This window comes from Spirillospora sp. NPDC047279, from assembly GCF_040643285.1.
Lineage (GTDB): Bacteria > Actinomycetota > Actinomycetes > Streptosporangiales > Streptosporangiaceae > Spirillospora.
Genome location: NZ_JBEYUA010000003.1, coordinates 220,991 through 245,783 on the forward strand (window position 1 = coordinate 220,991; position 24,793 = coordinate 245,783).

At 71.2% G+C, this 24,793-nt stretch carries 17 protein-coding genes; 10 read left to right on the top strand and 7 right to left on the bottom strand.

What is annotated here, in order from left to right; all coding sequences use genetic code 11:
• Nucleotide 1 precedes the first annotated feature (1 nt).
• Nucleotides 2-838 (bottom strand): SDR family oxidoreductase, encoded by an 837-nt coding sequence (locus tag ABZ810_RS08210; RefSeq protein WP_358400800.1) that lies wholly within the window; start codon nt 836-838, stop codon nt 2-4.
• 34 nt (nt 839-872) lie between these two features.
• Nucleotides 873-1,616, bottom strand: a complete 744-nt coding sequence (locus ABZ810_RS08215; RefSeq protein ID WP_358400802.1) for an SDR family oxidoreductase — start codon at nt 1,614-1,616, stop codon at nt 873-875.
• A gap of 104 nt (nt 1,617-1,720) precedes the next feature.
• On the opposite strand from ABZ810_RS08215, the gene ABZ810_RS08220 reads away from it, so the two are divergent.
• The 4 genes from ABZ810_RS08220 to ABZ810_RS08235 all read left to right on the top strand — a co-directional run bounded on the left by ABZ810_RS08220 (nt 1,721) and on the right by ABZ810_RS08235 (nt 5,389).
• Nucleotides 1,721-2,575, top strand: coding sequence for an SDR family NAD(P)-dependent oxidoreductase (locus tag ABZ810_RS08220; RefSeq protein WP_358400804.1), 855 nt, complete (start codon nt 1,721-1,723; stop codon nt 2,573-2,575).
• A gap of 85 nt (nt 2,576-2,660) precedes the next feature.
• Nucleotides 2,661-3,281: a TetR/AcrR family transcriptional regulator gene (locus ABZ810_RS08225; RefSeq protein WP_358400807.1), complete on the top strand. Its 621-nt coding sequence runs from the start codon at nt 2,661-2,663 to the stop codon at nt 3,279-3,281.
• A 90-nt stretch (nt 3,282-3,371) separates the two neighbouring features.
• Nucleotides 3,372-4,001, top strand: coding sequence for a LysE family translocator (locus tag ABZ810_RS08230; RefSeq protein WP_358400810.1), 630 nt, complete (start codon nt 3,372-3,374; stop codon nt 3,999-4,001).
• A gap of 134 nt (nt 4,002-4,135) precedes the next feature.
• Nucleotides 4,136-5,389, top strand: a complete 1,254-nt coding sequence (locus ABZ810_RS08235; protein ID WP_358400812.1) for a helix-turn-helix domain-containing protein — start codon at nt 4,136-4,138, stop codon at nt 5,387-5,389.
• On the opposite strand, the gene ABZ810_RS08240 is transcribed toward ABZ810_RS08235, so the two are convergent.
• The 3 genes from ABZ810_RS08240 to zwf form a co-directional block, all read right to left on the bottom strand.
• Complete coding sequence (locus tag ABZ810_RS08240) at nt 5,386-6,879, bottom strand: D-alanyl-D-alanine carboxypeptidase (protein ID WP_358400814.1); 1,494 nt, start codon at nt 6,877-6,879, stop codon at nt 5,386-5,388. The two genes, ABZ810_RS08235 and ABZ810_RS08240, sit on opposite strands and share 4 nt — an antisense overlap.
• A 2,621-nt stretch (nt 6,880-9,500) precedes the next feature.
• Nucleotides 9,501-10,289: a hypothetical protein gene (locus ABZ810_RS08245; protein ID WP_358400816.1), complete on the bottom strand. Its 789-nt coding sequence runs from the start codon at nt 10,287-10,289 to the stop codon at nt 9,501-9,503.
• Nucleotides 10,286-11,683 carry a glucose-6-phosphate dehydrogenase gene (zwf, locus tag ABZ810_RS08250; RefSeq protein ID WP_358400818.1) on the bottom strand — a complete coding sequence of 466 codons (1,398 nt, stop codon included), beginning with the start codon at nt 11,681-11,683 and terminating at the stop codon, nt 10,286-10,288. The genes ABZ810_RS08245 and zwf overlap by 4 nt, the downstream gene beginning before the upstream one ends.
• A 193-nt stretch (nt 11,684-11,876) precedes the next feature.
• On the opposite strand from zwf, the gene ABZ810_RS08255 reads away from it, so the two are divergent.
• Nucleotides 11,877-12,494, top strand: a complete 618-nt coding sequence (locus ABZ810_RS08255) for an RNA polymerase sigma factor (protein ID WP_358400819.1) — start codon at nt 11,877-11,879, stop codon at nt 12,492-12,494.
• A gap of 2 nt (nt 12,495-12,496) precedes the next feature.
• Complete coding sequence (locus tag ABZ810_RS08260; RefSeq protein ID WP_358400821.1) at nt 12,497-13,570, top strand: LCP family protein; 1,074 nt, start codon at nt 12,497-12,499, stop codon at nt 13,568-13,570.
• 20 nt (nt 13,571-13,590) lie between these two features.
• Here ABZ810_RS08260 and ABZ810_RS08265 read toward each other — a convergent pair whose 3' ends face one another.
• Nucleotides 13,591-14,754 (bottom strand): aminotransferase class V-fold PLP-dependent enzyme, encoded by a 1,164-nt coding sequence (locus ABZ810_RS08265; RefSeq protein ID WP_358400822.1) that lies wholly within the window; start codon nt 14,752-14,754, stop codon nt 13,591-13,593.
• 217 nt (nt 14,755-14,971) lie between these two features.
• On the opposite strand from ABZ810_RS08265, the gene ABZ810_RS08270 reads away from it, so the two are divergent.
• The 4 genes from ABZ810_RS08270 (at nt 14,972) to ABZ810_RS08285 (ending at nt 23,547) form a co-directional block, all read left to right on the top strand.
• On the top strand, nt 14,972-16,876 hold the full coding sequence (locus tag ABZ810_RS08270; RefSeq protein WP_358400825.1) for an ABC transporter ATP-binding protein: 1,905 nt from the start codon (nt 14,972-14,974) through the stop codon (nt 16,874-16,876).
• 535 nt (nt 16,877-17,411) lie between these two features.
• Nucleotides 17,412-20,615 (top strand): cutinase family protein, encoded by a 3,204-nt coding sequence (locus ABZ810_RS08275; protein ID WP_358400827.1) that lies wholly within the window; start codon nt 17,412-17,414, stop codon nt 20,613-20,615.
• On the top strand, nt 20,612-22,255 hold the full coding sequence (locus ABZ810_RS08280; protein ID WP_358400829.1) for a DUF5722 domain-containing protein: 1,644 nt from the start codon (nt 20,612-20,614) through the stop codon (nt 22,253-22,255). The genes ABZ810_RS08275 and ABZ810_RS08280 overlap by 4 nt, the downstream gene beginning before the upstream one ends.
• 224 nt (nt 22,256-22,479) lie before the next feature.
• Nucleotides 22,480-23,547, top strand: coding sequence for a GNAT family N-acetyltransferase (locus ABZ810_RS08285; RefSeq protein ID WP_358400830.1), 1,068 nt, complete (start codon nt 22,480-22,482; stop codon nt 23,545-23,547).
• Here the strand turns inward: ABZ810_RS08285 and ABZ810_RS08290 are convergent.
• Nucleotides 23,492-24,256: a hypothetical protein gene (locus ABZ810_RS08290; protein WP_358400833.1), complete on the bottom strand. Its 765-nt coding sequence runs from the start codon at nt 24,254-24,256 to the stop codon at nt 23,492-23,494. The genes ABZ810_RS08285 and ABZ810_RS08290 overlap by 56 nt on opposite strands.
• Nucleotides 24,257-24,793 lie beyond the last annotated feature (537 nt).

Here is a 24,793-nt window from a genome sequence, read left to right on the forward strand (position 1 = left end):
CTCACTCCTCGGGTCGGTCTCCGGGGATTCCGTTGAGGGCGTCGGCGCCGAACATCGGCTCGAACATGGCGCGGTAGTCGGGGCCGCGGCGCAGGTGGTGGCCGCCGTCGACGTTGATGACCTGGCCGGTCAGCCAGGACGACTCGGGGCCGGTGAGGAAGCGGGCCGCCTCGGCGATGTCCTCGGGCTCGCCGATCCGGCCGAGCGGCATGCAGGCCAGGTAGTCGTCCAGGATCGGGCCGGGTTCGGCGATGCCGGCGACGAGCTCGGTGCGGACCAGGCCCGGCCGGATGCCGTTCACGCGGATGCCGGCGCCGCCGAGCTCGTCGGCGGCGAGCGCGACGAGGTGGTCGACGGCCGCCTTGGAGACGCCGTACGCGCCGAACCACCGGTGGGTGTTGGAGCTGGCGATGGAGGAGATGGCGACGAACGAGCCGCCGCCGGTACGGGCCATCGCGGCGGCCGCGTGCTTGAGGGTGAGCATCGTGCCGGTCGCGTTGAGCTCCAGGGTGGCCCGCCAGGCGTCGGTGTCGAGCGCGCCGATGGGGCCGATCGAGGTGGAGCCGCCCGCGCTGTGCACGACCGCGCGGAGCGGGGCGGGCCCGGCCGCGTACGCGACGGCGGCGGCGATCTGCTGCTCGTCCGTCACGTCGGCGACGACGTGCCGGACCTCGACGGGGGCGTCGATCTCCTTGGCGGCGGAGGCGAGGCGCTCCTCCGTCCGGCCGCAGAGGGTGACGGCCGCGCCGTCGGCGGCCAGCCGCCGGGCGCAGGCCAGGCCGATGCCGCTGCCGCCGCCGGTGACCAGGGCCGCGGTGCCTTCGAGGGGTCGTGTCATGGCAGTCTCCAGAGGTCCATGTCAGTGCCCCATGTCAGTGGTCCACCGCGGTGGCTCCGCCGTCCACGGTGAGGTGCGTCCCGGTGATGAACGCGGCCTCGTCGCTCATCAGGAACCGCACCGCTCCGGCGACCTCGGCCGGATCGCCGAGCCGTCCCAGCACCGCCTTGCGCGAGAACCCGGCGAGCATCTCCGCGGGCGTCTGGCCGCGCAACATCGGGGTGTCGATGTAGCCGGGGCAGACCGCGTTCACCCGGACGCCGTCGCCGCCGAGCAGGTGGGCGAGCGAGCGGGTCAGGCCGAGCAGCCCGGCCTTGGACGAGCAGTACGCGGGGATGAACGCCTGGCCGAGGAACGCCTCGATCGAGCTGATGCCGACGATGGCCGAACCGGGGTTGGCCCTGAGGTCGGCGAGGAGCTCCTGGGCGAGGAGGGCCTGGGCGCGCAGGTTGACGTCGAGGACGAAGTCCCAGCGTTCCTCGGTGAGGTCGCCGACGGGATGCGGGCTCGGCGTGCCGGCGGCGTGCACGAGGCCGCCGATGGTGCCGAGCGCGGCGCGGGTGGCGGGGAAGGCCGCGGTGTCGGTGACGTCGATGGTGACGGGGTGGGCGGCGACGCCGTACGTCCCGGCGATCTCCTTGGCGAGCGCGGTGGGGTCGGCGAGGTCCCAGAGCGCGACCGGGCGGCCGGTTTCGGCCAGGGCGCGGGCGCTGGCCGCGCCGATTCCCGATGCTCCGCCGGTGATGATGACACCTGTCGTCGGGGAGGGGTCCTTCATGGGCGGCTCCCTGGATTGAGACTGCCGTCTAGGCTAGCGTCTCACCCAAGCAAGCGGTAGGCCGAAGTCCCTGTCATCCTGACGCCACTGGAGGTGGGCGGCAAGTGGAGGAGCTCAAAGATCGGGTCGCGGTCGTGACCGGCGCGGGCAGCGGGATCGGCCGGGCGATGACGCGGCGGTTCGCCGCCGAGGGCATGCGCGTCGCGCTCGCCGACGTCGAGGAGGACGCGCTCGCCGGCACCCGGGACCTGCTCGACGGCGACGGAGTCCCGGCCGGGTCGGTGACGTCGCAGGTCACCGACGTGGGAGACGAGGCCGCCGTGGCCGCGCTCGCCGACCACGTGTACGACGCGTTCGGCGCGGCCCACGTGCTCTGCGCCAACGCCGGCGTCTTCGCCGGAGGCCAGATGTGGTCGCGTTCGGCGGCCGACTTCGAATGGGTGCTGCGCGTGAACCTCTGGGGCGTCCTGCACACCGTCCGCGCGTTCGTCCCGCGCATGGTCGAGCAGGACACCGAGGGACACGTCGTCGTCACCTCGTCGGTCGCCGGGCTCTTCGGGGCGCCGTTCTCCAGCCCCTACACGATCTCCAAGTTCGCCGCGTACGCCGCCGCCGAGACCCTGGCGCACGAGTTCGTCATCACCGGGTCCAAGCTGCGCGCGTCCGTGCTCTGCCCCGGCGGCGTCACCACCCGCATCCACGAGTCCGGCCGCAACCGGCCCGCCGGGCTGCCGGCGTCCGCGCCGACCGACACCGAGGCGTTCGTCGACCAGGTCATCGCCGACACCGTCACCGGCGGCATCCCGCCCGAGGACGTGGCCGGGCACGTCGTCGACGCCATCCGGGCCGAACGGTTCCTCATCCTCACGCACGACGCCTACGCGCCCGGCCTGACCGCCCGCGCCGAAGCCCTCGCGGCGGGCCGCCTGCCCGCGCTCCCGGATTTCGAAGGGAAATGACTTCGGCCCGGCTGATTTCCGGTGTGCGACCGGAACGAAACAAATGTGCGAGAGAATGGGGGCGGCCACATTTAGGAGGCGAGTCTTGACCGGCGATGTGCGGATCACCGTTACGCGGACGCTGAGCAAGGATCAGCAGGTCCGGCGCGAACGGCTGCTCGAGGCCGCGCGCGAGCTCGCGTACGAGGGCGGCTACCCGGCCGTCACCATGCACGACGTCGCCGACCGCGCGGGCGTGGCCAGGGCCACGGTCTACCGCTACTTCGCGACCAAGGACCACCTCCTCACCGAGGTCGCCGCGACCTGGGCGCACCGGGTCACCGACGACATCGACGCGCTGGCCATCGGCGACACCCCGGCGGAGCGGCTCACCGCGCTGCTGGAGCGCATCGTCGAGGTCGCCGCGGCCGAGCTCACCCTCACCTCGGCCATCATCCAGGCCGTGACCTCCGACGACCCCAGCGTCGACGACGCCCGCACGGTGCTGTTCCTGTTCGTCCGCGACCGGCTGTCGACCGCCATCGGCGACCCGCTGCCCGACGGCGACGAGGTCGAGGTCGTGCTCGGCCACGTCCTGCTCGCCGGTCTGGTCAGCCTCGCCTCGCTGCGCCGCCCGGTCGAGGAGGTCCGGCACATGGTCCGCACGTCCGGCCGCCTCGTCCTCGCCGGCGCCCTGGCCGTCGGCCCCGCCCCCGCCGGAGCCTGACCGGCCCGCCTGCCCGCGGGGGATGGACCACTGATCCGGGGCGGGTTTGGCCCTACTCGTGGACCAGCCCGCGGCCCTAACGTCCGACGTATGACCAACCCGCTGCTCTTCCTGCTCGCGGCGACGACGCTGGTCGTCATCCCCGGGCCGAACCACCTTTACATCACCACCCGCAGCATCGCCGAGGGCCGCCGCGCCGGGATCGTCTCCGCGCTCGGCGTCGAGACGGGCACGCTCGTGCACATGGCCGCCGCCGCCGCGGGCCTGTCCGCCGTGATCGCCGCCTCGGCCACCGCGTTCGGGGTGGTGAAGTACGCGGGCGCCGCGTACCTGGTCTACATGGCGATCCGCACGTTCCGCAGCCGCGCCGACCACGACGCCCCCGACCTGCGGCCGCTGCCGCTCGGCCGCGTCTACCTCGACGGCGTGCTCGTCAACATCCTCAACCCCAAGGTGATCCTCTTCTTCCTCGCGTTCCTGCCGCAGTTCGTGGACCGGGAGGCCGGCGCGGTCGCCGCGCAGATCGCGGTCATGGGTCTCATCACCGGATTGATAGGAGTGGTCAGCGACATCTCCTACGCGCTCGCCGCGGACTCCATCGCCGGATGGTTGCGGGGCAGGCCCGCCTTCCAGCGGCGACAGAGGTTCGCCACCGGATTCGTCTATCTGGGCCTGGGCGCGGCGGCGGTCTTCGCCGGACCCGGCGACCGGCGCGTCTGAACCGCCGTTGTCAGCCGGGTGACAATTCGCGGTGCCCAATGTTTCACATCTGGTGAAGTGCTCCAGATCATGCCGGGGTAGCTTCCGGAGGACCCCCCGGATTCTCGTATCCCTGGGGGTGGGAGGTGCGAACGGTGACCACTGCCGCCGAGGAGGAGAGCTCACCCCTGAAACCCTGGGCGGGAGTTCCCGGCGAGCTGAGCGACATCTTCCGGCCCCACCTCGGTGAGCTGGCCGAAGAGATGATCGACGAGATCCTGGCCGGCATCCCGGAGTACGACCGGCCGCAGGACGAGGAGTACGCGCGGCTGGTGCGGCTGGCCGTCGAGGGCGCGCTGCGGCAGTTCGTGGACCTGATCGTGGACCCGAACGCCTCGTGGGAGCCCGTCGCCGCGGTCTACCGGGAGATCGGCTGGGCCGAGGCCCGGGAGGGCCGCAACCTCGACGTGCTCCAGGGCACGCTGCGGCTGGGCGCGCGGGTGGCGTGGCGGCGGCTGGCCGCCGAGTCCGAGCAGATGAACGTCTCGCGCCGCACGCTGGCCAGCATCGCCGAGGCCATCTTCGCGTTCCTGGACGAGATCGCGCGGGCCGCGACCGAGGGCTACACCAAGGCGCGCGAGCAGGAGGCCGGAGAACTCGAACACCGCCGCCGGCGCCTCCTCGACATGCTGCTGGCCGAGCCGCCCGCGTCCCCGCAGGCGATCACCGACCTCGCCAGGCTCGCCCAGTGGCGCGTGCCGCGTACCGTGGCCGCCGTCGTGCTGTACGAACGCGGGCAGCACCCGTTCTCGCACCCCTCCCTGCCGCCGGACGTGCTCGCCGACGTCAACCGGCGCGAGCCCTGCCTGGTCGTGCCCGACCCGGAGGGGCCGGGCCGCGGCCGCCTCCTGGACTCGGCGCTGCGCGACTGGGTCGCCGCGATGGGCCCGACGGTCCGTACCGAGGACGCGGCCAGGTCGCTGCGCTGGGCCCGGGAGGCGCTCCCGCTCGCGCGGCGCGGCATACTGCCGTCCGACGACCTGATCCGCTGCGCGGACCACATGCCGACCCTCGTCGTCTTCAAGGACGAGGAACTCGTGCGCGCCGTCGCCGACCTGCGCCTGGCGCCCCTCCGCACCGTCCGGCCGCGCCACCGCGAACGGCTCGCGCGCACGCTCCTGGCCTGTCTTCAGAGCGGCTTCAACGCCACCGAGGTCGCCACCCGCCTGCACGTCCATCCGCAGACGGTGCGCTACCGGCTGCACCAGCTGGAGGAGCTCTTCGGCGACAAGCTCTACGACCCCGAGACCCGCCTCGAAATGGAGATGGTCCTCACGGTCTGGCTCACCGCCCCCTCCGAACGTCCGGCGGAGGTCATCACCCTGGAGGGCCCCCGCCGCACGGCCTAATCGGTGAGGCGGGTGAGCCGCGTCGTGATCGACGGCTCGTCCAGCGCGGTCCCCAGCACCAGCTGGGCCTTGGCGGGGCCCGCCGACACCGTGCCGAGCCGTTCCCCGGACGCGGCCTCGTGCGGCGCCGTCGCCTTGAGCTTCACCGGAACGGTGAGCCCGGCCCAGCCGACGACGGTGAGCGGCGTCTTGGCGTTCAGCGGCGTGATGCCGCCCAGGCCGTCGTCGACCTCGGCGACCTTCGTCCCGGCCGGGGCCAGCGTGGTCGCGACGAGCGCCTGCTCCGCGCCGGCCACCAGGTTCTTGGCCGCGTCGATCGCGCCCATGGCGCTCGGCGACCGCTGCCCCATCACCGCGCCGACGATCAGGGTGCTGACCGAGCCGACCCGCTTGCGCGCCGCGAAGATGAAGTTGCCGCCCGCCGCGTCCGTGTAGCCGGTCTTGCCGCCCACCACGCCCAGCTGCCCGAGCAGGATGTTGCCGCCGGTCCGCGGCTGGCCGCCGTCGCTGGGCATGAACGTGCGCTGGTTGACGATCTCGGCGAACGCCGGGATCTTCATCGCCGCGCGCAGCAGCTTGACCTGGTCGGCGGCCGTGCTCACGGTCGTCGACTGGTAGCCGCTCGGGTCGGTGTACCGCGTGCTGGTCATGCCCAGCTCCTGGGCGGCGGCGTTCATCTTCTGGACGAACGCCTGCGGGTTCCCGGCGTCCCAGCGCGCCAGCTCGTGCGCCACGTCGTTCGCCGAGATGATCATCAGCGCCTCGAGCGCCTTGCGCTCGGTCAGCCGCTGGCCCGCGGTCACCTCGAGCAGCGACTCGCCCCGCTGCTTCTGCGCCGGCAGCCGCGCCGCGGCCTGCTGCGACACCGTGTAGGTGGGGCCGTCCTCGCCCGACTGCAGCGGATGGCTCTTGAGGAACACGTACGCCGTCATCACCTTGGCGACGCTCGCCGTCGGGATCGGCACCGAGCCACCGGCCGCGCCCATCGTCCCGATGCCGTCAACGTAGATCACCGACTGCCCGTTGGCCGGCCACGCCAGCGACGGCTTGGCCCCCGCGAACGTGTGGCTCGCCGCCGGCAACGTCAACGCCACCGTCGGCTTGGGCAGCGGCCGCAACAGCTGACCCGCCACCGCCCCGCCCGCGAGCAGGACGACCACGACCAGCGCGATCAGCCACCCGCGCCGCTTCTTCCTCTTCGGAGACTCCGCCTCCGCGTCCTCCACGTACGGCTGCGGCGCAGCCTCCGCCTCCTGCTGGGCGTACCCCTGGTACTGCGGGAACTCCTGCTGCTGAACGTACGGCCTCTGCGCCGAGTCGGGCCGCTGCTCGGTGTCCTGCGACCACGACTGCACGGTCCACTGACCGGAGTCCCTGGACGACTGCGCCGGAGGCGCCGGCATCTGCCATTCGGGCTTGGGCGTCGGCGTCGGCGTCGGCGTCGGCGAACGATGGCCAGGCGTCTCCACCGTCGGCGCCGCGGACCGCATCGGAATGTCCGTCTGCGTCGTAGCGGCAGGCTCCGCCTCATGCCAGGCGGCCGGCTCCCTCGCCCCGCCCTCTCGCTCCGGCCAAGGCGACAACCCCCCAGGCTGCCCCGGCTCCCCGGGCCGCCCCTGCGCTCCCGGCCGCTCGCGCAGCCCCCGCTGGTCCTGGGGCGTGGGCCGGCCCTCTGCCGTGGGCCGGCCTTGTGGCGCGCGCCGCTCTGGTGGTGTCGGCCATTCGTGCGGTGCACGCTGGCCGTCCGGCACGGGCTGGCCCTGCGATACGGGCCGTTCCTGCGACGCGCGCTGGTCCTGCGACGCGCGCTGGTCTTGTGGTGCGCGCTGGTCTTGTGGTGCGCGCTGGTCTTGTGGTGCGCGCTGGTCTTGTGGTGTGCGCTGGTCTTGTGACGTGCGCTGGTCTTGTGACGTGCGCTGGTCTTGTGACGTGCGCTGGTCTTGAGGCGTGGGCTGATCTTGTCGTGCGCGCTGGTCCTGAGGCGTGGGCTGGCCGTCTGGCGCAGTGCGTTCCTGCGGGGCAGGCCGGTCGTGTTGTGCGCGCTGGGCTTCTGCGGCGGCGCCCTGTGATGACGCCCGCCATTCCCGTTGTGTGCGCTGGCCCTCTGGCGCAGGGCGTTCTTGTGCGGCGGGCTGGTCGTGTTGTGCGCGCTGGTCGTGCGCTGCGGGCCGTCCCTGCGAGGTGGGCGCGTCCTTCGACGCGGACGGTCGGTGCTGCGCGGGTGAGGTTCGTGGCGCCGGTGGTGCCTGCGGTGAGTGAGACGCCGTCGGTGCCGCGGGCGATGCCGGCTCTGCTTCTTGGTCTGGCTTGCCCGCCGGGCGCGGTGCCGCTGGTGGCACAGGCCGGGCCTGGCCTGCGGGCCGCTCCTGTGGTGTCGACCGGTCATGCGGTGCGCCCTGGCCCTCTGACGGGGGCTGGCCTTGTGATGCGCGCTGGGCTTCTGCGGCGGCGCCTTGTGATGACGCCCGCCATTCCCGCGGTGCGCGCTGGTCTTCTGGCGCAGGCCGTCCTTGTGTGGCGGGCTGGTCCTGCGAAGCGCGCTGGTCGTGCTGTGCGGGTGAGGTCCGTGGCGCCGGTGGGCTCTGTGGCGAGGGGGCCGCTGCCGGTGGCGGGGGCTGGCTCTGTGATTCGGGCTGGCTCTGTGATTCGGGCTGGCCCTGCTGTCCGGGCTGGTCCTCTGGCGCGGGCCGATCTTGTGGAGCCGGCCGTTGCCGCGGTGCGGACGTTTCCTGTGATCCAGCTGAGGTCGGCTTCTGCCCTGGCGCCTGGGCTGGGGGCCGGGCCTCTGGACTCGGGGCGGACGGGGGTGCCGGCCGGTCCCGTGATGCGGATCGGTCTTGTGGGGTGGGCCGTTGCTCGGGGCTGGGGGTGGGCGGCTGTTCAGAGAAGCTGACGCCGCCGGGGAAGGACACTGCCCAAGGGCCCTGATCCTTGGGCGCGGGGGAGTCTTGGGAGGGCTGCTCGGCCTGTGGGCGCTTGCGGGTCGGCAGGTCCTCCTGCGTGGTGGACGAGCCGGACGTGGAGCCCAGGACCGACGTGATGCGATTCACGGAGGCCGCGTCGTCGTCGTCCGCGGCGGTTTCTGCGGTGGTGGCCTCGGCCTGGTCTGCGCCTTCCGCGTTGGTGGCGCCGGTGCTCTCGCCGCCTTGCGCGTCAGCCTTGGCCGTGGTCGGCGCTGCGGGCTCGCCCTGGGCTGTGGGGGGCGTCGCAGGCTCAGGCCGGGTTGTGGGGCGCGCTGCGGGCTGGGTCTGGGCGGGCTCGGTCTGGGCGGGCTCGGTCTGGGCGGGCTCGGTCTGGGCGGGGTCGGCCTTGGGCGTGGCCTCGGCGAGGGGGGTGGTCGGCGGCGTGGCCTTGGGCGTGGGCTGGGCGTCTGCCTCAGCGACGGGCTCGGCCTTGGCAGCGGGCTGCGCCGCGCGCTGGGCCGCTGCTTCGGCAGCGAGCCCGGCCTTGGCGGCGGGTTGTGCCTCGGACTCAGCGCGGGGCTCGGGTTGTGCCTCGGCCTGAGCCACGGGCTCGGGTTGTGCCTCGGCCTGAGCCACCGGCTCGGGCTGTGCCTCGGCCTGAGCCACGGGCTCGGGTTGTGCCTCGGCCTGAGCCACCGGCTCGGGCTGTGCCCCGGCCTGAGCCACCGGCTCGGGCTGTGTGTCGGATTCAGCCAGGGGCTCGGGCTGCGCTTGGGCCTTAGGCTGCGGTTCGGGCTGTGCCTCGGATTCAGCCAAGGGCTCGGGCTGGGCCTCGGACTCAAACACGGGCTCGGGCTGCGGTTCGGGCTTGGCCGTGGGTTCGGGCTGTGCCTCGGCCTCGGATGTGGCCTCAGCCTCAGCCTCAGCCTCGGACTCGGGGCTGGAGGTGGCCGGGTCTGTGTCGTCGGCGGGGGTGGGTGGCTCCGGGGCCGGTGAGGCGGGCACGGGGAACTCCGCTGTGTCCGCGCGGTCCGGGTCGGCGGGCATGTCCGCAGACCCCGGCTCATGCCGGGTTTCACTCACCGCGACGACCTCCTCGACGGCTGTTCCGGGACAGGCGGGCGGAGCGGCCTCGCCGGCGACCCCCGTGCACCTTTGAGGATGCGCAGCTTAGCCCGAAAGTTCACGTGGTTACGCATTAGTGATCATTAAGGATGCCGGGCCCAGTGCGCGTCGATGGAGTCGAAACCCTGGGCGGCGCGTTCGAACGCGGTGGGCGGGACGCTGATCACACCCTGGAAAGGGCCGTTGAGCTGGTACGCGATGACGATCACGAAGGCGACCGCGGAGGTCGAGACGAAGGCGAGGGTGGCCCGGGTGACCGGGCTCGGGTTCCCGCGGACGATCGGCAGGACGGCGACCAGGAGGCCGCTGGTGATGAGGGCGGCCCAGAGCATCGCGGGGACGTACGAGCCCGCCAGGCTCTGCCGGTCGCGGCGCGCGGAGGCGATGTCGGTCATGGTGCCGAGCACGCGGGAGTACCGTTCGGCCGGGCCCTGCGGCTTGGGCGCGGCGATCTCGATCCGGTACCGGAGGTCGTCGACCAGCGTCCAGCCGCGGTCGGTGAGGTCCCCGGCCGTGGCCATGAACGGCCATTCCACGTTGGTCACCTCCGTCACGTACTCGCGGAGCAGCCCCCGCATCTGGAGGCCCTCCTGGCCGCCCACCGAGTGCGCGTACCAGTAGGCCTCGGTCACCGCGCTGGCCTCGCGGGTCGTGCTCGCCTCGCCCGCGTCCAGGTCCATGAGGGCGTAGGCGGCGACCGCGCCGACCGACAACATGAAGAGCCCCAGCGCGATGCCGGAGACGAGCCCGCCGTACGTGCCGAGCTCGTGCCGTGCCCGCCGCGGAACGTACCGGTGCGCCAGCAGCGCCGCCGGTACGGCGGTCGCGCCCGCGCCGAAGACGGCCAGGCAGGCGACCAGGATCGGGGTCACCTGTCGCGGACGCCTTCCAGGACGTGCCAGCCGTTCGGGCCCGGCAGCCGGTCGGCGGCGGGCGGGCCGTCGGTGCCGCGCTCGTACGGCGCGGGCGCGTCCGGCGAGTCGAGGATGTCCTGGACGATCCGCCACGACTCCTCGACCAGGTCGAACCGGGTGAACAGCTCGGGGTCGCCGGTGATCGCGCCGTTCAGGATGTGCTCGTACGGCATCTCACCCGGGCCGAGCACGTCCGAGAAGTCGACCGAGACCGGCACCGGGACGGGCTTGTCCTCGTTGCCGGGCCGCTCGACCAGCAGGTCGAACGTCATCCCGGCCTTGGGTTCGAGCCGGAACCGGATCAGGTTGGGCGGCGCCTCGCCCTCGGCGGTCCGGAAGAGCGTCACCGGCGGCTTCCGCAGCTCGACGATGACCTCGGTGGACGAGACCGCCATGCACTTGCCGGACCGGATGTAGAACGGCACGCCCTCCCACCGCCAGTTGTCGATGAGGAGCTTGAGGGCGATGAAGGTCTCGGTGGTGGAGCCGGGCTTGACGCCCTCCACGTCCTGGTAGCCGGCGTACTGCCCGCGCACCACGTCGGCCGGGTCGATCGCGCGCACCGCGCTCAGCGCGCGGTCCTTCTCGTTCAGCCACTCCTCGGCCGCCGCCTTGGCCGGCGGGTCCATGATCAGGTACGCGAGGACCTGGAGGATGTGGTTCTGGACGACGTCGCGCAGCGCGCCGACCGAGTCGTAGAACGAGCCGCGGTCGGCGACGTCGAAGTCCTCGGAGAGCGAGATCTGCACGTTGTCGACGTACGACCGGTTCCACAGCGGTTCGAGCAGCGTGTTGGCGAACCGCGCGATCATCAGCCCGTCGACCGGCTCGCTGCCCAGGAAGTGGTCGACGCGCAGCAGGTGGTCCTCGTCGAAGTACTTCTGCAGCTCGGTGTTGAGCGAGCGGGCCGAGGCCAGGTCGTGGCCGAACGGCTTCTCCACCACCAGCCGGGCGTTCTCGTTCAGCCCGACCCCGGCCAGCCCCTCGGCCACGGTCGCGAACAGCGACGGCGGGATCGCCAGGTAGTGCGACAGGAAGCCGTGGCCCCTGGCCGCGTCGCGCAGCCGGGAGAACGTCGCGCCGTCCTGGTAGTCGCCGCCCATCATCGTCAGCAGTCCCGCCAGCCGGGCGAAGACCTCGTCGTCGACCTCGTAGACGTCCGCGATCGCCTCGCGCGCGTGCGCCCGCAGCGCCTCGTCGTCCCAGTCGGACTTGGCGACGCCGATGACCGGAACGTCGAGTTCACCGCGCTCGGTCAGCCGGTAGAGCGCGGGCAGCAACATCTTCTTGGCGAGGTCGCCGGTGATGCCGAACAGGACGAGGGCATCCGCGCGCGGGCCGGTGGCGTTCATGATCGGTGTCTTTCCCGTCCTCGGCGGAACGATCCACGGGGAAGATCGAGTCTTTGCGAAGTCGTGGCGCGACCCGGATCATGCGGCCCGCGTGAACCCGGATCGGGGGTCGTGGCGATACATCGGCGTACGAGCCCGCAGACCCGCCCCCCGGCGGATCGAGAAAGCCGGTCTTCATGCCATGGTGCCCGCGATGACCGCACCCCTCACCGGTGCCAGAACCGGCCTGCCCGTCGTGTCCGCGACGGCGACCGACGCCGACCTGATCGAACGTTCGCTCAGCGATCCGGAGGTGTTCGCCGCGCTGTTCGACCGTTACAGCGGGATGTTGTACCGCTACGTGTCGAAACGGCTGGGGTCCGAAGTGGCCGAAGACCTGGTCGGCGAGACGTTCCTCGTCGCGTTCAGCCGCCGGGACCGCTACGACCTCGGCCGCCCCGACGCCCGGCCGTGGTTGTTCGGGATCGTCACCAAGCTCGTCTCCCGGCACCACCGGACGGAGGCGGCGCGTTACCGGGCGCTGCTCCGCAGCCCGGTCGACGGGCACGTCGAGGGCCCGGCCGACCGGGTCGCGTCCGGGGTGACGGCGTCGGCGTCGCGCCCGCTGCTGGCCGAGGCGCTGGCCGGGCTGCCCCGGCGGGACCGGGACGTGCTGCTGCTCGTGGCCTGGGGCGATCTCGCGTACGAGGAGGTGGCGCAGGCGCTCGGCATACCCGTCGGCACCGTCCGCTCCCGGCTCAACCGGGCCCGCCGCAAGGTGCGCGCCGTGCTCGGCGACACCAACCCGATGAACGACAACGAGGAGGCGTGACCATGGACGACGACCTCGACCTGATCCGCGACCTCGGCCGTGACCTCGACCGTGACCTCGGCCGTGACCTCGGCCACGGGCCGCCGGCCACGCTCGTCCGGCAGCGCCGGCGCCTCACCGAGGCGGCCACGGGCGCGGGCGCGGGCCGTGCGTCCAGCAGGGGTGTACGTCCCCGCGGCCGGCTCCTGATCGGCGTGGTGGCGGCGGTGACGGCCGCGCTGATCCTCGTGCCGACCGCGCTGCTGGGACGCGAGAAGGGCGGAACCCCGGCGACGGGCGGCGACTCCACCGGGCCCGCGTCCGCGGCCAGGGCCCTCAACGTCCTGGTGCTCGGCTCGGACACCCGCGGCGGCGCCGTGGAGGCGCGTTCGGACACGATCGTCCTGCTGCATCTGCCCGCCGACCGCAAGAAGATCACCGCCGTCAGCGTCCCGCGCGACGTGATGACGACGCTGCCCGCCTGCCGCACCGCCTCGGGGCAGACGGCCCCGCGGAGCACCGGCTTGATCAACAGCGCGTTCACGATCGGTGGCCTGAGCTGCGCGACGAAGGCGGTCGAACTGCTCACCCGGGTACGGATCGACGCCACCCTGGCGATCGACTTCGGCGGCTTCAAGCACATGGTGAACGCGCTCGGAGGCGTGGAGGTCGTGCTGCCCAGAGCGGTGAACGACCCCGGGTCCGGGCTGCGCCTCGCCGCCGGACGGCACCTGATCAGGGGGGACATGGCGCTGGCGTACGTGCGCGTCCGGCACGGCCTCGGCGACGGCTCCGACCTCGACCGGATCGAGCGGCAGCAGCGGTTCATGGCCGCCATGGTGCGCCGCGCCAAGAACCTCCAGACCACGAGCCCGCTCCGGTTGGCCGCGTTCATCAAGGCCGCCGCCGCCTCGATCGACACCGCCGGGCCGCTCGACCTCGGGACGATGCAGGATCTCGCCAGGAGCCTGGAGCGCACCGGGCCGGGCGCCGTTCGTTTCGCCACCCTCCCGGTACGGCCGCATCCGACCGACCCCAACCGCCTGGCGATCAACGAGGCGTCCGCCGGCCGCCTGCTCGCCCCCTTCAACAAGTAGCCCCCTCATCAGGGGTGCTTCTAGGGGAGGGCGGAGAGGAAGCGGTCGAGCTCGTCCTCGGTGTTGTAGTAGTGCACCGAGGCGCGGACGGCCGCGCGGGCGGCATGCGGGTCGAACCGCTGGTGGCCGCCGTCGGTCACGCTGACGTTCACGCCCTTCTCGTGCAGCGCCTGCTTGATCGCGGCGGACTCGTGCCCGTCCATCGTGAACGAGACGAGCGCGGAGAGCCGCTCGCCCCGGTCGAGGATCCGGACGCCGGGGCGGGCGGCGAGCTCGCCGCGCAACCGTGAGGCCAGTCCGAGCACCCGTTCCTCGATCGCCTCGATGCCGAGGGCGGCGGCGTAGTCCGCCGCCACGCCGAGCCCCACCTGCCCGGCCATATAGCGTTCCCACGTCTCGAACCGCCGCGCGTCATCACGGATCTCGTAGGTGGAGGGCCCCGTCCACTCGGCGGAGTGCAGGTCGAGCAACGGCGGCTCCAGCCGTTCGACCACGTCCCGCCGTACGTACAGGAAACCCGTGCCGCGCGGCCCGCGCAGGAACTTGCGCCCGGTCGCCGACAACATGTCGCATCCGATCGTGTCCACGTCGACCGGAAGCTGCCCCACCGACTGGCAGGCGTCCAGCAGGTAGAGCGACCCCGCCTCGCGGGCCAGCCGCCCGACCTCGGCGGCGGGGTTGATCAGCCCGTTGTGCGTGGGGATGTGGTTGATCGACACGAGCCGTACGCGGCCCCTGGCCAGTTCGGCCGCCAGCGCCTCCAGCGAGATCTGCCCGTGCTCGTCGTCGGGAACGACCTCGACGGTCGCCCCGCGGGCCCGCGCGACCTGCTGGTAGGCGATCGCGTTGCTGGCGTACTCGCTCGTCGTGGTCAGGATCCGGTCGCCGGCCTCGAACGGGATCGCGTAGAACGCCATGTCCCAGGCCCGGGTCGCGTTCTCCACGTACGCGATCTCGTCGGGCCGGGCCCCGATCAGGTTCGCGACCGCGCCGTAGAAACGTTCGATGGCCGCGGCGTTCCGTTCGGCCGCCTCGTACCCGCCGATCATCGTCTCGAGTTCGAGCTGTGCCGCCACGGCGTCCATCACCGCGCGAGGGGGGAGCGCGGCACCCGCGTTGTTGAGGTGGACCACGCCGGCGCAGCCCGGGGTCTCGGCGCGGACGCGGTCGATGTCGATGCCCATGATCGTGAGGCTAACCCGTTTGACAGCGTACGCCCTACGCCTACAGTCTTAGGTGTACGACGTACGCTTACCGGCCGGCCGATGAGTTTCGTCGAGCGAAAATGTCAGACCTGTGAGAGACGCTCAAGGTGGCGGGATTTGACCTCAACCTTTGTTGAGGTCGCATCCTGCTGATGGACGCCCGAAGGCGGCCTGATTTCGAAAGTGACGGTGTGCGATGGATATGGAAGTGACCGCGTGGATGTCCCTCCACCACGCGATGAACGCGCAGGACGACAAGCGGCCGTTCTCCAAGGCCACGTTGAAGCGCATCGCGAGATTCGCCCGTCCGCACCGCGGTCAGCTGGTCTGGTTCCTGCTGCTCAGCGTTGTGACCGCGGTGCTCGCCGTGGCCACGCCGGTCCTGGCCGGACGCGTGGTCGACGAGATCGTCAAGGGCGCGTCCACGTCCACCGTGGTCTGGCTGGCCGTGATCATCGCGATCATCGCGCTCGCCGAGGGCGGCCTGGCGCTGCTCAACCGCTGGTTTTCGGCCAGCATCGGTGAGGGCCTGATCCTCGACCTGCGCACCGCCGTCTTCGACCACGTCCAGCGCATGCCCGTCGCGTTCTTCACCCGCACCCGCACCGGCGCCCTCGTCAGCCGCCTCAACAACGACGTCATCGGTGCTCAGCGGGCCTTCAGCGACACCCTCTCCGGCGTGGTCGGCAACCTCGTGACGCTGATCCTCACGCTGATCGTCATGCTGGGCATCTCCTGGCAGATCACCGTCCTGGCCCTCATCCTGCTCCCGGTCTTCGTCCTGCCCGCCCGCCGCATGGGCTCACGCCTGGCCCGCCTCCAGCGCGAGGCCGCCATGCACGACTCGGCCATGAGCACCCAGATGACCGAACGTTTCTCCGCCCCCGGCGCGACCCTCGTCAAGCTCTTCGGGCGTCCCGCCCGCGAGTCCGAGGAGTTCGCCGACCGCGCCCGCCGCGTCCGCGACATCGGGGTCCGCACCGCGATGGTGCAGTACGTCTTCATCACCGCGCTCACCGTCGTCTCGGCCCTCGCCCTCGCCCTGGTCTACGGCCTGGGCGGCTACCTCTCCCTCAACGGCGGTCTCGAGGCCGGTGCCGTCGTCGCCATGTCGTTCCTGCTGATCCGCCTCTACGCGCCGCTCACCGCCCTGGCCAGCGCCCGCGTCGAGGTGATGAGCGCCCTGGTCAGCTTCGAGCGCGTCTTCGAGGTCCTGGACCTCAAGCCCCTGGTCGCCGAGAAGCCCGAGACCAAGACCGTTCCCGCCGGGGCCGTCTCCGTCGAGTTCGACGACGTCACCTTCGCCTACCCGTCCGCCGACAAGGTCTCGCTGGCCTCCCTCGAAGAGGTCGCCAGCCTCGACACCCGGGGCGGCGTCGACGTCCTGCACGACGTCTCGTTCAAGGCCGAGCCCGGCCAGATGATCGCCCTCGTCGGCTCCTCCGGCGCCGGCAAGTCCACCATCGCCCAGCTCCTCCCGCGCCTCTACGACGCCGACGCCGGCGCCGTCCGCCTCGCCGGCGTCGACGTCCGCGACCTGAGCTTCCAGGAGATCCGCGACACCCTCGGCATGGTCACCCAGGACGGCCACCTCTTCCACGAGTCCATCCGGGCCAACCTCCTGCTGGCCCGCCCCGAGGCCACCGACGACGACATCTGGGACGTCCTCCGCCGAGCCCGCCTCGACGACCTGATCGCGTCCCTCCCCGACGGCCTCGACACCGTCGTCGGCGAGCGCGGCTACCGCCTCTCCGGCGGCGAACGCCAGCGCCTCACCATCGCCCGCCTCCTCCTGGCCCGCCCCCGCGTGGTCATCCTCGACGAGGCCACCGCGCACCTCGACTCGACCTCCGAGGCCGCCGTCCAGGAGGCCCTCTCCGAGGCCCTCGCCGGCCGCACCGCCATAGTGATCGCCCACCGCCTCTCCACCGTCCGCGCCGCCGACCAGATCCTCGTCGTCGAGTCCGGCCGCATCGTCGAACGAGGCACCCACGAGGCCCTCCTCGCCGAGGGCGGCCGCTACACCGAGCTCTACCGCACCCAGTTCGACCACCAGGACACCCCGCCCCCCACCCCCGAACCCGTAGAAGCCGTCGCCTGACCAACTCCCCACGAGAGGGCCGCCCCCACCTCCCGGGGCGGCCCTCTCACCCATGCCGCCTGCCAGGCCACACCACAGACCCCTCCCTAAGCTCACACCCCCACCCCCACCCCCACCCCCACGCCCTCGGCCCCGGGCTGCTCCAGATCGCTGTGCTTCATGGGTGATGAAACTCGGTGGCAGTAGTGCGCCCTGAGGAAAGAGGTGTTCACTCTGCGCTAACGACAGGGCTGATCGCCGGCTGCACTCTGAGGGGAATTCGGTGATCACTTAGACCTGACGGCCCCTGATGGCAGGCCGGCGGAAGGGCTCGGTCGTGAGCAGAGACTGGATCGGCCGGCTGCGGCACTGCACCGGCGCGTTAGCGATCGTTCTTCTGGGGTCGTTCGCGGTATCCGTGGATGCGGCCGCCGCCGTTCCGCAGGGTGTTGCCGCTCCGCTGGCCGCCGCTGCTCCGCAGGGCGTCACGGCGCCGGCGGCGGCTGCCGGCTCGGCTGGCGTTGTCGCGACCGCGACCGCGACCGCGACTGTGACCGTGACCGCGTCCTCGGCTACGGGGGGTGACTTCGGCGGGACGGTCAAGGTGGCGGCGGCAGAGGACTGCCCGGCGTTCCTGGTCGTCGGTGCGCGGGGATCGGGCGAGGAGAAGGACGGACCGTACCGCGTGGGGGAGCGGCTGACTCCCTACATCCGGGACATTCTCGGCCGGATGCCCGGGAACGGGCATACGCACCAGAAGACGCTCGACTACCCGGCTACACCCACGTATAACGTCGTCTTGTGGTGGGCGTCGGTGCTGGCCGGTGTCTCCTCGCTGGAGCAGGGCATCTACGACACCGTCCGGACGTGCCCGAACACCAGGATCGGGCTGGCCGGCTATTCGCAGGGCTCGCTGGTCATCAACTACGTCATGCAGCGGCTGGAGCAGTACACGCCCGCCGTTCTCGAGAACAACATCGGTGCGGTGATGCTGCTCGCCGACCCGATCAGAGCGTCCAACGGCGGATCGATCTTTCGGTACGGGTACGCGGTCCGGGAGAACGGCGGGGGCGGCCATGCCAACGGCCACGGGATGCTCGGAAACGTCGAGCTTCCCGGCGCGATCCAGCGGAAGGCGATGGACATCTGCATCGTCGAGGACCCGGTCTGCAACGCGTCCAGTTCGAGCGTGCTCTGGAACGCGGTGGTGGCGCTTTTCAACAGCCGGGTGCACAGCAAGGGCTATCAGGTCTGCTGCGGGTCGACGAGTTATCCCGAACGCACCAGTGAGTATTTCGCCAACCTGATGATGGGGCTGGTGGGGCAGGGGAGACCGGCGCCGCCGGAGATTCCCGCGCCCGGTCCGGCGCCGGTGACCTCGGTGCACGGGCTGGCGGACGGCACTGTGCTGATCACCTCGGACACCAGGCGGGTCTACAAGATGGTGGGCGGAGCCCCCATTTGGCTGACCAGCTGCGAGAACGGCCTGTGCCCGAATCCCCGGCCGACCACGCAGGCGGTGATCAACGCGGGTCCGGCGGTGCCGCGGGACGCCTCGACCGCCAAGGACGAGGCGGGGAACGTGTTCAAGTTCGTGGGCGGAGCGCCGATCCACCTGTCCAGTTGCAGCGTGGGATGCGGCAGCCCGGTGGCGATCACGGCGGGCAGCATCGTCAACAACGACCACATGCGTCGGGTGCCCGCCGACGGTGCGACGGCCAAGGACGAGGCGGGGAACGTCTTCAAGTTCGTGGGCGGTGCCCCCATCCACCTGACCACGTGCAACATCGCGGGCGGGTGCGGGACACCGGTGCCGATCACGGCGTGGAGCATCGTCAACTACGACCACATGCGTTCGATGCCCGTCGATGGTGCGACGGCGAAGGACGAGGCGGGGAACGTCTTCCGGTTCGTGGGTGGGGCGCCGATCCATCTGACCACGTGCGACATCGCGGGTGGGTGCGGGAATCCGGTGGGGATCTCGGCGGGCAGCATCGTCAAGGGCGACCACATGCGTCACCGGCCGTCCAACGGCGCGACGATGAGGGACGAGGCGGGGAACATCTTCAAATTCGCCGGTGGCGCCCCGATCCGGCTCGCGTCCTGTGACGTCGGGTGCGGGAAGCCGGTGTCGGTGTCGGCGGGCAGCATCGTGATGCTCGATCACATGAACGCGGTGCCGGACGACGGCACGACGATCGTGACCGAGGCGAATCAGGCGTTCGTGTTCGCCGGTGGTGCGCCGTTGCGGCTGTCCAGTTGCGAGATCGGCTGCGACACCGTGACCAGGATCAGCGGCGCCAGCGTCGCGAACCTGGATCACATGCGGCCCGTTCCGGCAGACAACGCGACCGTGCGGACCGAGACGGGGTCCGTTTACAAGTTCGCGGGTGGCGCGCCGCTGTGGTTGTCGAACTGCGCGCCCGGCTGCGGCACGCCGGTCGACATCACGCAGTGGACGATCGACGTCCGCGAGCACATGCACCGCAACCCGGTGGACGGGACGAACCTGCGGGCGGTGGAGACCGGCACCCTGTTCCGGACCCGCGGCGGCGAGGCCGACCTGGCGGGGCAGTGCCCGGCCGAGAGCGGATGCGGTGGCTCCGTAACGGTGAACCAGGCCTCGGTCGACCCGATCGCGCACGGCGTCGCCAACCGCGGCCCGACCTACGGCACGCTGACCCGCTACTTCAACGGCAAGGACCACCACACGACCACCGGGCGGGTCCCGGCCGGGTACCGCCCCGAGTGGGTGTTCGGCACGCTGGCGCAGACCGCCGTGTCCGGCACCCAGGCCCTCTACGCGTGCCGGATGAACGACGACACGTTCACCTCGGTGACCGACACCTGCGAGAACCAGACGAAGATCGGAAGGCTGGGGTACATCTACAAGACCCCGCCGCAGGGACGTCCGGCGGCGGCGATCTACCGGTGCACCGTCAAGACCGCGGGCCCGAACCTGGGCGAGCACTTCGAGTCGCTCAGCGAGACCTGCGAGGGCCACACCAAGGAGTTCCGGCTCGGCTACGTCGTCGCCCAGGCGGAGCTGACCCGCTACACCAAGGGCGGCGAGCTGCGTTCGGCCACGGCGAGCGTGGCGTCGGGCTACCAGCCGCAGGTGACGCTCGGCACGCTGCCGCAGGTGCAGATGCCCGGCACGGTGCCCCTCTACTCGTGCGAGATCAACGGGGAGGGCTTCTCGTCGAAGTCGGAGACGTGTGAGGGGCAGAAGAAGCTGGGCGTGCTCGGCTTCATCTACACCGCGCCGCCGCAGGGCGTTCCGTCCGCCCAGCTGTACCGGTGCATCACCGCGGCCGGCACCGAGCACTTCGACTCGCTCGACTCGGCCTGCGGCGAGCACCAGGCCGAGATGCCGCTCGGGTACGTGGTGGCCACGACGCTGCTGCACCGCACCATGCGCGGCTCGGACCACCGCACCGGCAACGGCGTCTTCCCGGCCGGCTACCGCCACGAATGGACGTGGGGATACCTGGCCGCCACCCAGGAGTCCGGAACGAGGCCGCTGTACTCGTGCCAGATCGGCACCGACGCGTTCACCTCGGTGGAGTCCGGCTGCGAAGGCCGTCAGAACCTCGGCCTCATGGGCTTCATCTGGGACCAGCCACCGCCGGGCGTCCCGTCGGTGCGGATCTACCGCTGCACCGTGGAGGGCACCGTCGAACACTTCGACTCCACCGACGCCGGGTGTGAGGGCGCCCGCCAGGAGTTCCCGCTGGGCTACGTGAAGGCAGTGCAATGAGCCGGCCGTACGAGGCGGGCCGGGCCCGCGTCCGACGCCTGACGATCCTGGTCGCCGGAGTGATGGCGGTCCTGGCCGCAGTAGCACCGGTGACCTGGGCCGCCGCGGCGCCGCCACCCGGGCTCGTCGCGGCTTCCTCGCCCGGGGCCACCGCGGCCCCGCTGCCCTATCCCGAGCGTGGCGACTACCGGATCAAGGCGCTCCAGCCCGACTTCTGGCCCGACCGTGCCGAGGTCGCCGGCAACAACACCGGCGGCGTCGCGGTCAACCTGGTCTGGGCGCACTGGCAGCCGACCCGCAAGGTCGCACCCTGCGCCGCCGGCGAGCAGACCTACGACGGCCACTGCTTCCAGATCCCCGCCCAGGTCGACGCCGAGATCGCCGACTACACCGCCCGCGGCCTGGTCGTCACCGGCGTCGCCTACGGAGTGCCCGCCTGGGCACGAACCGGCAAGGCCTGCTCGCCCGCGGCACCCGGATTCGACATCTTCTGCACCCCCAACGACCCCGCCGACTACGGCCGCTTCGCCGGCATGCTCGCCCAGCGCTACGACGGCCAGCACGGCCACGGCCGCGTCGCCGACTTCGTCATCTTCAACGAGGTCAACAGCAACGTCTGGTTCGACATCGGCTGCGGCCAGGGCACCCCCTGCGACACCGCCACCTGGCTCAAGGAGATCAGCGACAACCACAACGCCGCCTACGACCGCGTCGCCGCCGAACAGCCGACCGCCAAGGTCCTCATCTCCCTGGACCACCAGTTCGGCGCGGCCCTGCAACGCCCGACCGCCCCCGACGCCACCCTCGCCGGCGAGAACGTCCTGCGCGGCCTGGCGTCCCGAGCCGGTGAACGGGAATGGCGCGTCGCCTTCCACCCCTACCCCAAGAACCTGCGTGATCCCACCTCAAGCCCCGACGACCACCCCTACGTCACCTACGGCAACATCGGCGCCCTGTCCGGCTGGCTGCACGCCACCTACCCCGACCGGCCCCACGCCTGGGACGTCCAGCTCACCGAAAGCGGCCTCAACTCCACCACGCCCTCCACACCCCAACGCCAGGCCACCGCCGTCTGCGACTCCTTCCGCAACGTGCTCGCCACCCCCGGCATCAGCAACTACGTCTACCACCGCATGCGCGACCACCCCGACGAGGTCGCCGGCGGCCTGGCCCTGGGCCTGCGCAACCCCGACGGCACCGCCAAACCCGCCTGGACCACCTGGGCCCTGGCCAACCGCACCGACCTCACCCCGCCCAAACTCTCCTGCGGCTTCGAAACCCTGCCCTACACACGCCTGACCCGCGGCTACCACCCCACCCGCGGCCACTGGGCCTCCTCCCGCCTGCTCCCACCCGGCTTCACCACCGAGGCATCCTGGCGGCTCCTGCGCAACCCGTCCCGCGGCACCGCACCCCTGTACGAATGCGCCGTCGGCGGCCACAACCTCCTCACCCGAGACCCCCGCTGCGAGAACCAACGCCCCCTCGGCCCCGTCGGCCACATCCACACCCAGGCCTATCCCGGCACCGTCCCACTCCATCGATGCCTGGTCCCCGCCAACGGCGACCACTTCGTCTCCACCGACCCCAAGTGTGAAAACCAGCGCTACGACGGGCAACTCGGCTGGGCCTTCACCTGACCGCACCGGCACCATCTCCAAACGCGCCGCCGGGCAAGCTCCGCCCCCCGCACCCCCAACGCCCTCCGTTCGAAAGTTGATCTATCTTGGTGTGGTTGCGTGATCTTGTGTGGCGGTTCGGGCAGGATGGCCGACCTGGCCGACCTGGCCGACCTGGCCGACCTGCCGTGCGGCAAGATCCACGTCCCCTGGAATCCGCGGAACGGCCAGGCAGGAAGAACTGGATGGGCCTGGATGTCGTTATGGGCTTGGATGTCGTTCCGTTCGACACACGTTTCGTGGAAGCCGCGGCCGTGCTGCTCGCCGCCGACCACCAACCCGCGGGCGAGGCCGGGGCCAGGCTGGATCTGAGCGATGCGGAAGCAGCCCGTCGCCTGGTGGAAGCGTGGCAGGGCACCGGGCCGGCCGTGGCCGCGGTGGAAGACGGCACGCTCCTCGGCTTCATGGCGGCCACGCTCGCGGACCGCCACGACCACCAGCTCTCACGGATCCGCATCCACCAGCACGCCTGCGCGCAGCGCGGGAAACGTGAGATCTACCGCCGCCTCTACGGGGCCCTCGCCGGCCCGCTTACCGACCTGGGCGGATTCGAGCACACCGTCGCCGTCTCCGCCGCCCACCACGACGTCGTCACCTGCCTGTTCGAGCTCGGCTTCGGCGTCGACCAGATCAAGGGCCTGCGGCCGGTGTCACCGATCCGGACCGTGCGGGACGTCCTGTTGCGCGAGGCCGATGCCGGGGACATGAAGGACCTGCTCAGGCTGACCGTGGAACTGCAGCAGTTTCACGCTCGGGCGCCGGCCCTTCGTCCTGCGCTCGTCGACCTCCGTGCCATCGAGGACGACTTCCAGGCCGCCCTCACCGATGAGGACCACCTGCTCCTGGTCGCCGAGGAGCAGGGACGCCTCACGGGGATGATGCGGGCGGGTGCGGACAACCGGTACCTCTCCACGGCGACGATCGGCATCGCCGTGGTGACCGCGTCCACCCGGTCCAAGGGAGTGGGCACCGCGCTGCTGTCCGGCGTGGTGAGCTGGGCGGCCGATCGCGGCTTCAGGGCATGCGGCGCCGAATGGTCATCGGCGAACCTGGTGAGCGACGCCTTCTGGCGCGGCCACGGCTTCACGCCGGCGGGCTACAAACTCACCCGCTTGATCGACGCCCGCGTCTCCTGGGCCGGCACCCACCTGGACTACCAGTACCTGTTCCCCACGCCATGGCCAGAGCACCCGCCGATCACGGGCAGTCCCAGTAGAAGCGGCCCTCGCGGCCGTCGGGGCCGTCGGGGCTGAGGAAGGCGTAGCCGGTGCCGCCGCCGAAGTTCAGAGCGTACGGCTCGCCGCCCCAGCCCTCCTGGCCGTGGAGCTGGAAGAAGAATCGCCATGGTGGCGGCACCTCTATCCGGGGCTGCCAGAAGCTGGGTCTACCGCCGACGTAACTGCGCGGCGGGAAGACGTCGGTTTCCGGGAGTTCGATGTACTCACCGGCGCGTTCGGCTTCCCAGCAGACGATCTCCTCCTCCAGGACCTCTTCCTCCGCCGGATCCAGCAGGGAAGTTTCGATGCGCAACTCGACCGGCACACGCTCGTCCCAGCTCGCGCCGCGTCGCCACAGGGAGGGGCCGGTCTTCGCGTCGGTGACGGTCAGGAATTCGGGGATCCGGCCGCCGGGCTGGAGGAGCAGAGCGTTCTCCCCGTCCTCGGGTGCGAAAGAGGGCGCGGTGCCGTCATCGTCGGTGACGAACAGGTAGGCCATCCGCTGCTCATCGCCCGGAACCGGGAACTGCCCGACGAACTTCATGGGAGTGCCGTACGCGCTGGAAGACGGCCAGCAAGGCTCCTCCAGCCACACCGGTTGCCCGCCCAGTTTGGCGACCGGGTCGCCGATAGGCGACACCGCGGGCCGGAAGGCCATCTGCAGCCGCGGCGAGAGCCAAGCGTCATCGGGCCCCGAGGCGTCATGAAACTCCTGCCGCACACCCATGTCCCCGTGCTCGTCCACTGATTCCGCTCCCTCAGAACGTTCGACGAGTGGGTGGGTGATCTTACTTGCATCGCCGTCTTCCTGGCATCGCCGTCTTCCTGGCATCGCCGTCTTCCTGGTCAGTGCAGCACGTTAGAACTCAGGTACGGCTCGCTCGAATGACGTCCGGCCCGAGCCTCGCCTCTACAGATCTAGATCGCCGCGCTTCACACAGGTGATGAGGTGGGCGAAGACTTCCGGTTGGACGGTGAGACGCGCCTGCTCGGGCGACGCCTTGCTGCAATGCCGCCTAAGGCATTGCCCCTTTGGCTGATGTGTGGGTGTGCGGGTGCGGATGAGTGCGGTCTGCTGTTCAAACTCGGCATCGACAAGAAAGTAGGGCGGCCGGTCAGGGTTCTTCTGCCATTGTGCGGGTGCTGCTGGTAGTTGATGTTCGAACTTTAGGGCCGCGCGAAGCGCGGGTTTCCGGTGCGACCTCAGGCGGCAGCGCCCGCCTCCACCTAATCGCAGCCTGGCCTTTTCGAGACCTCAGCCAACGTGACAGCAACCCCCGGA

Bases quoted from the DNA above. Each gene is read 5' to 3' on its own strand.
- ABZ810_RS08255 (WP_358400819.1), top strand. From the start codon at position 11,877: ATGACCGCACCCCTCACCGGTGCCAGAACCGGCCTGCCCGTCGTGTCC.
- zwf (WP_358400818.1), bottom strand. From the start codon at position 11,683: ATGAACGCCACCGGCCCGCGCGCGGATGCCCTCGTCCTGTTCGGCATC.
- ABZ810_RS08240 (WP_358400814.1), bottom strand. From the start codon at position 6,879: ATGCGGTCCGCGGCGCCGACGGTGGAGACGCCTGGCCATCGTTCGCCG.
- ABZ810_RS08210 (WP_358400800.1), bottom strand. From the start codon at position 838: ATGACACGACCCCTCGAAGGCACCGCGGCCCTGGTCACCGGCGGCGGC.
- ABZ810_RS08230 (WP_358400810.1), top strand. From the start codon at position 3,372: ATGACCAACCCGCTGCTCTTCCTGCTCGCGGCGACGACGCTGGTCGTC.
- ABZ810_RS08280 (WP_358400829.1), top strand. From the start codon at position 20,612: ATGAGCCGGCCGTACGAGGCGGGCCGGGCCCGCGTCCGACGCCTGACG.
- ABZ810_RS08285 (WP_358400830.1), top strand. From the start codon at position 22,480: ATGGGCCTGGATGTCGTTATGGGCTTGGATGTCGTTCCGTTCGACACA.
- ABZ810_RS08215 (WP_358400802.1), bottom strand. From the start codon at position 1,616: ATGAAGGACCCCTCCCCGACGACAGGTGTCATCATCACCGGCGGAGCA.
- ABZ810_RS08265 (WP_358400822.1), bottom strand. From the start codon at position 14,754: ATGGGCATCGACATCGACCGCGTCCGCGCCGAGACCCCGGGCTGCGCC.
- ABZ810_RS08260 (WP_358400821.1), top strand. From the start codon at position 12,497: ATGGACGACGACCTCGACCTGATCCGCGACCTCGGCCGTGACCTCGAC.
- ABZ810_RS08270 (WP_358400825.1), top strand. From the start codon at position 14,972: ATGGATATGGAAGTGACCGCGTGGATGTCCCTCCACCACGCGATGAAC.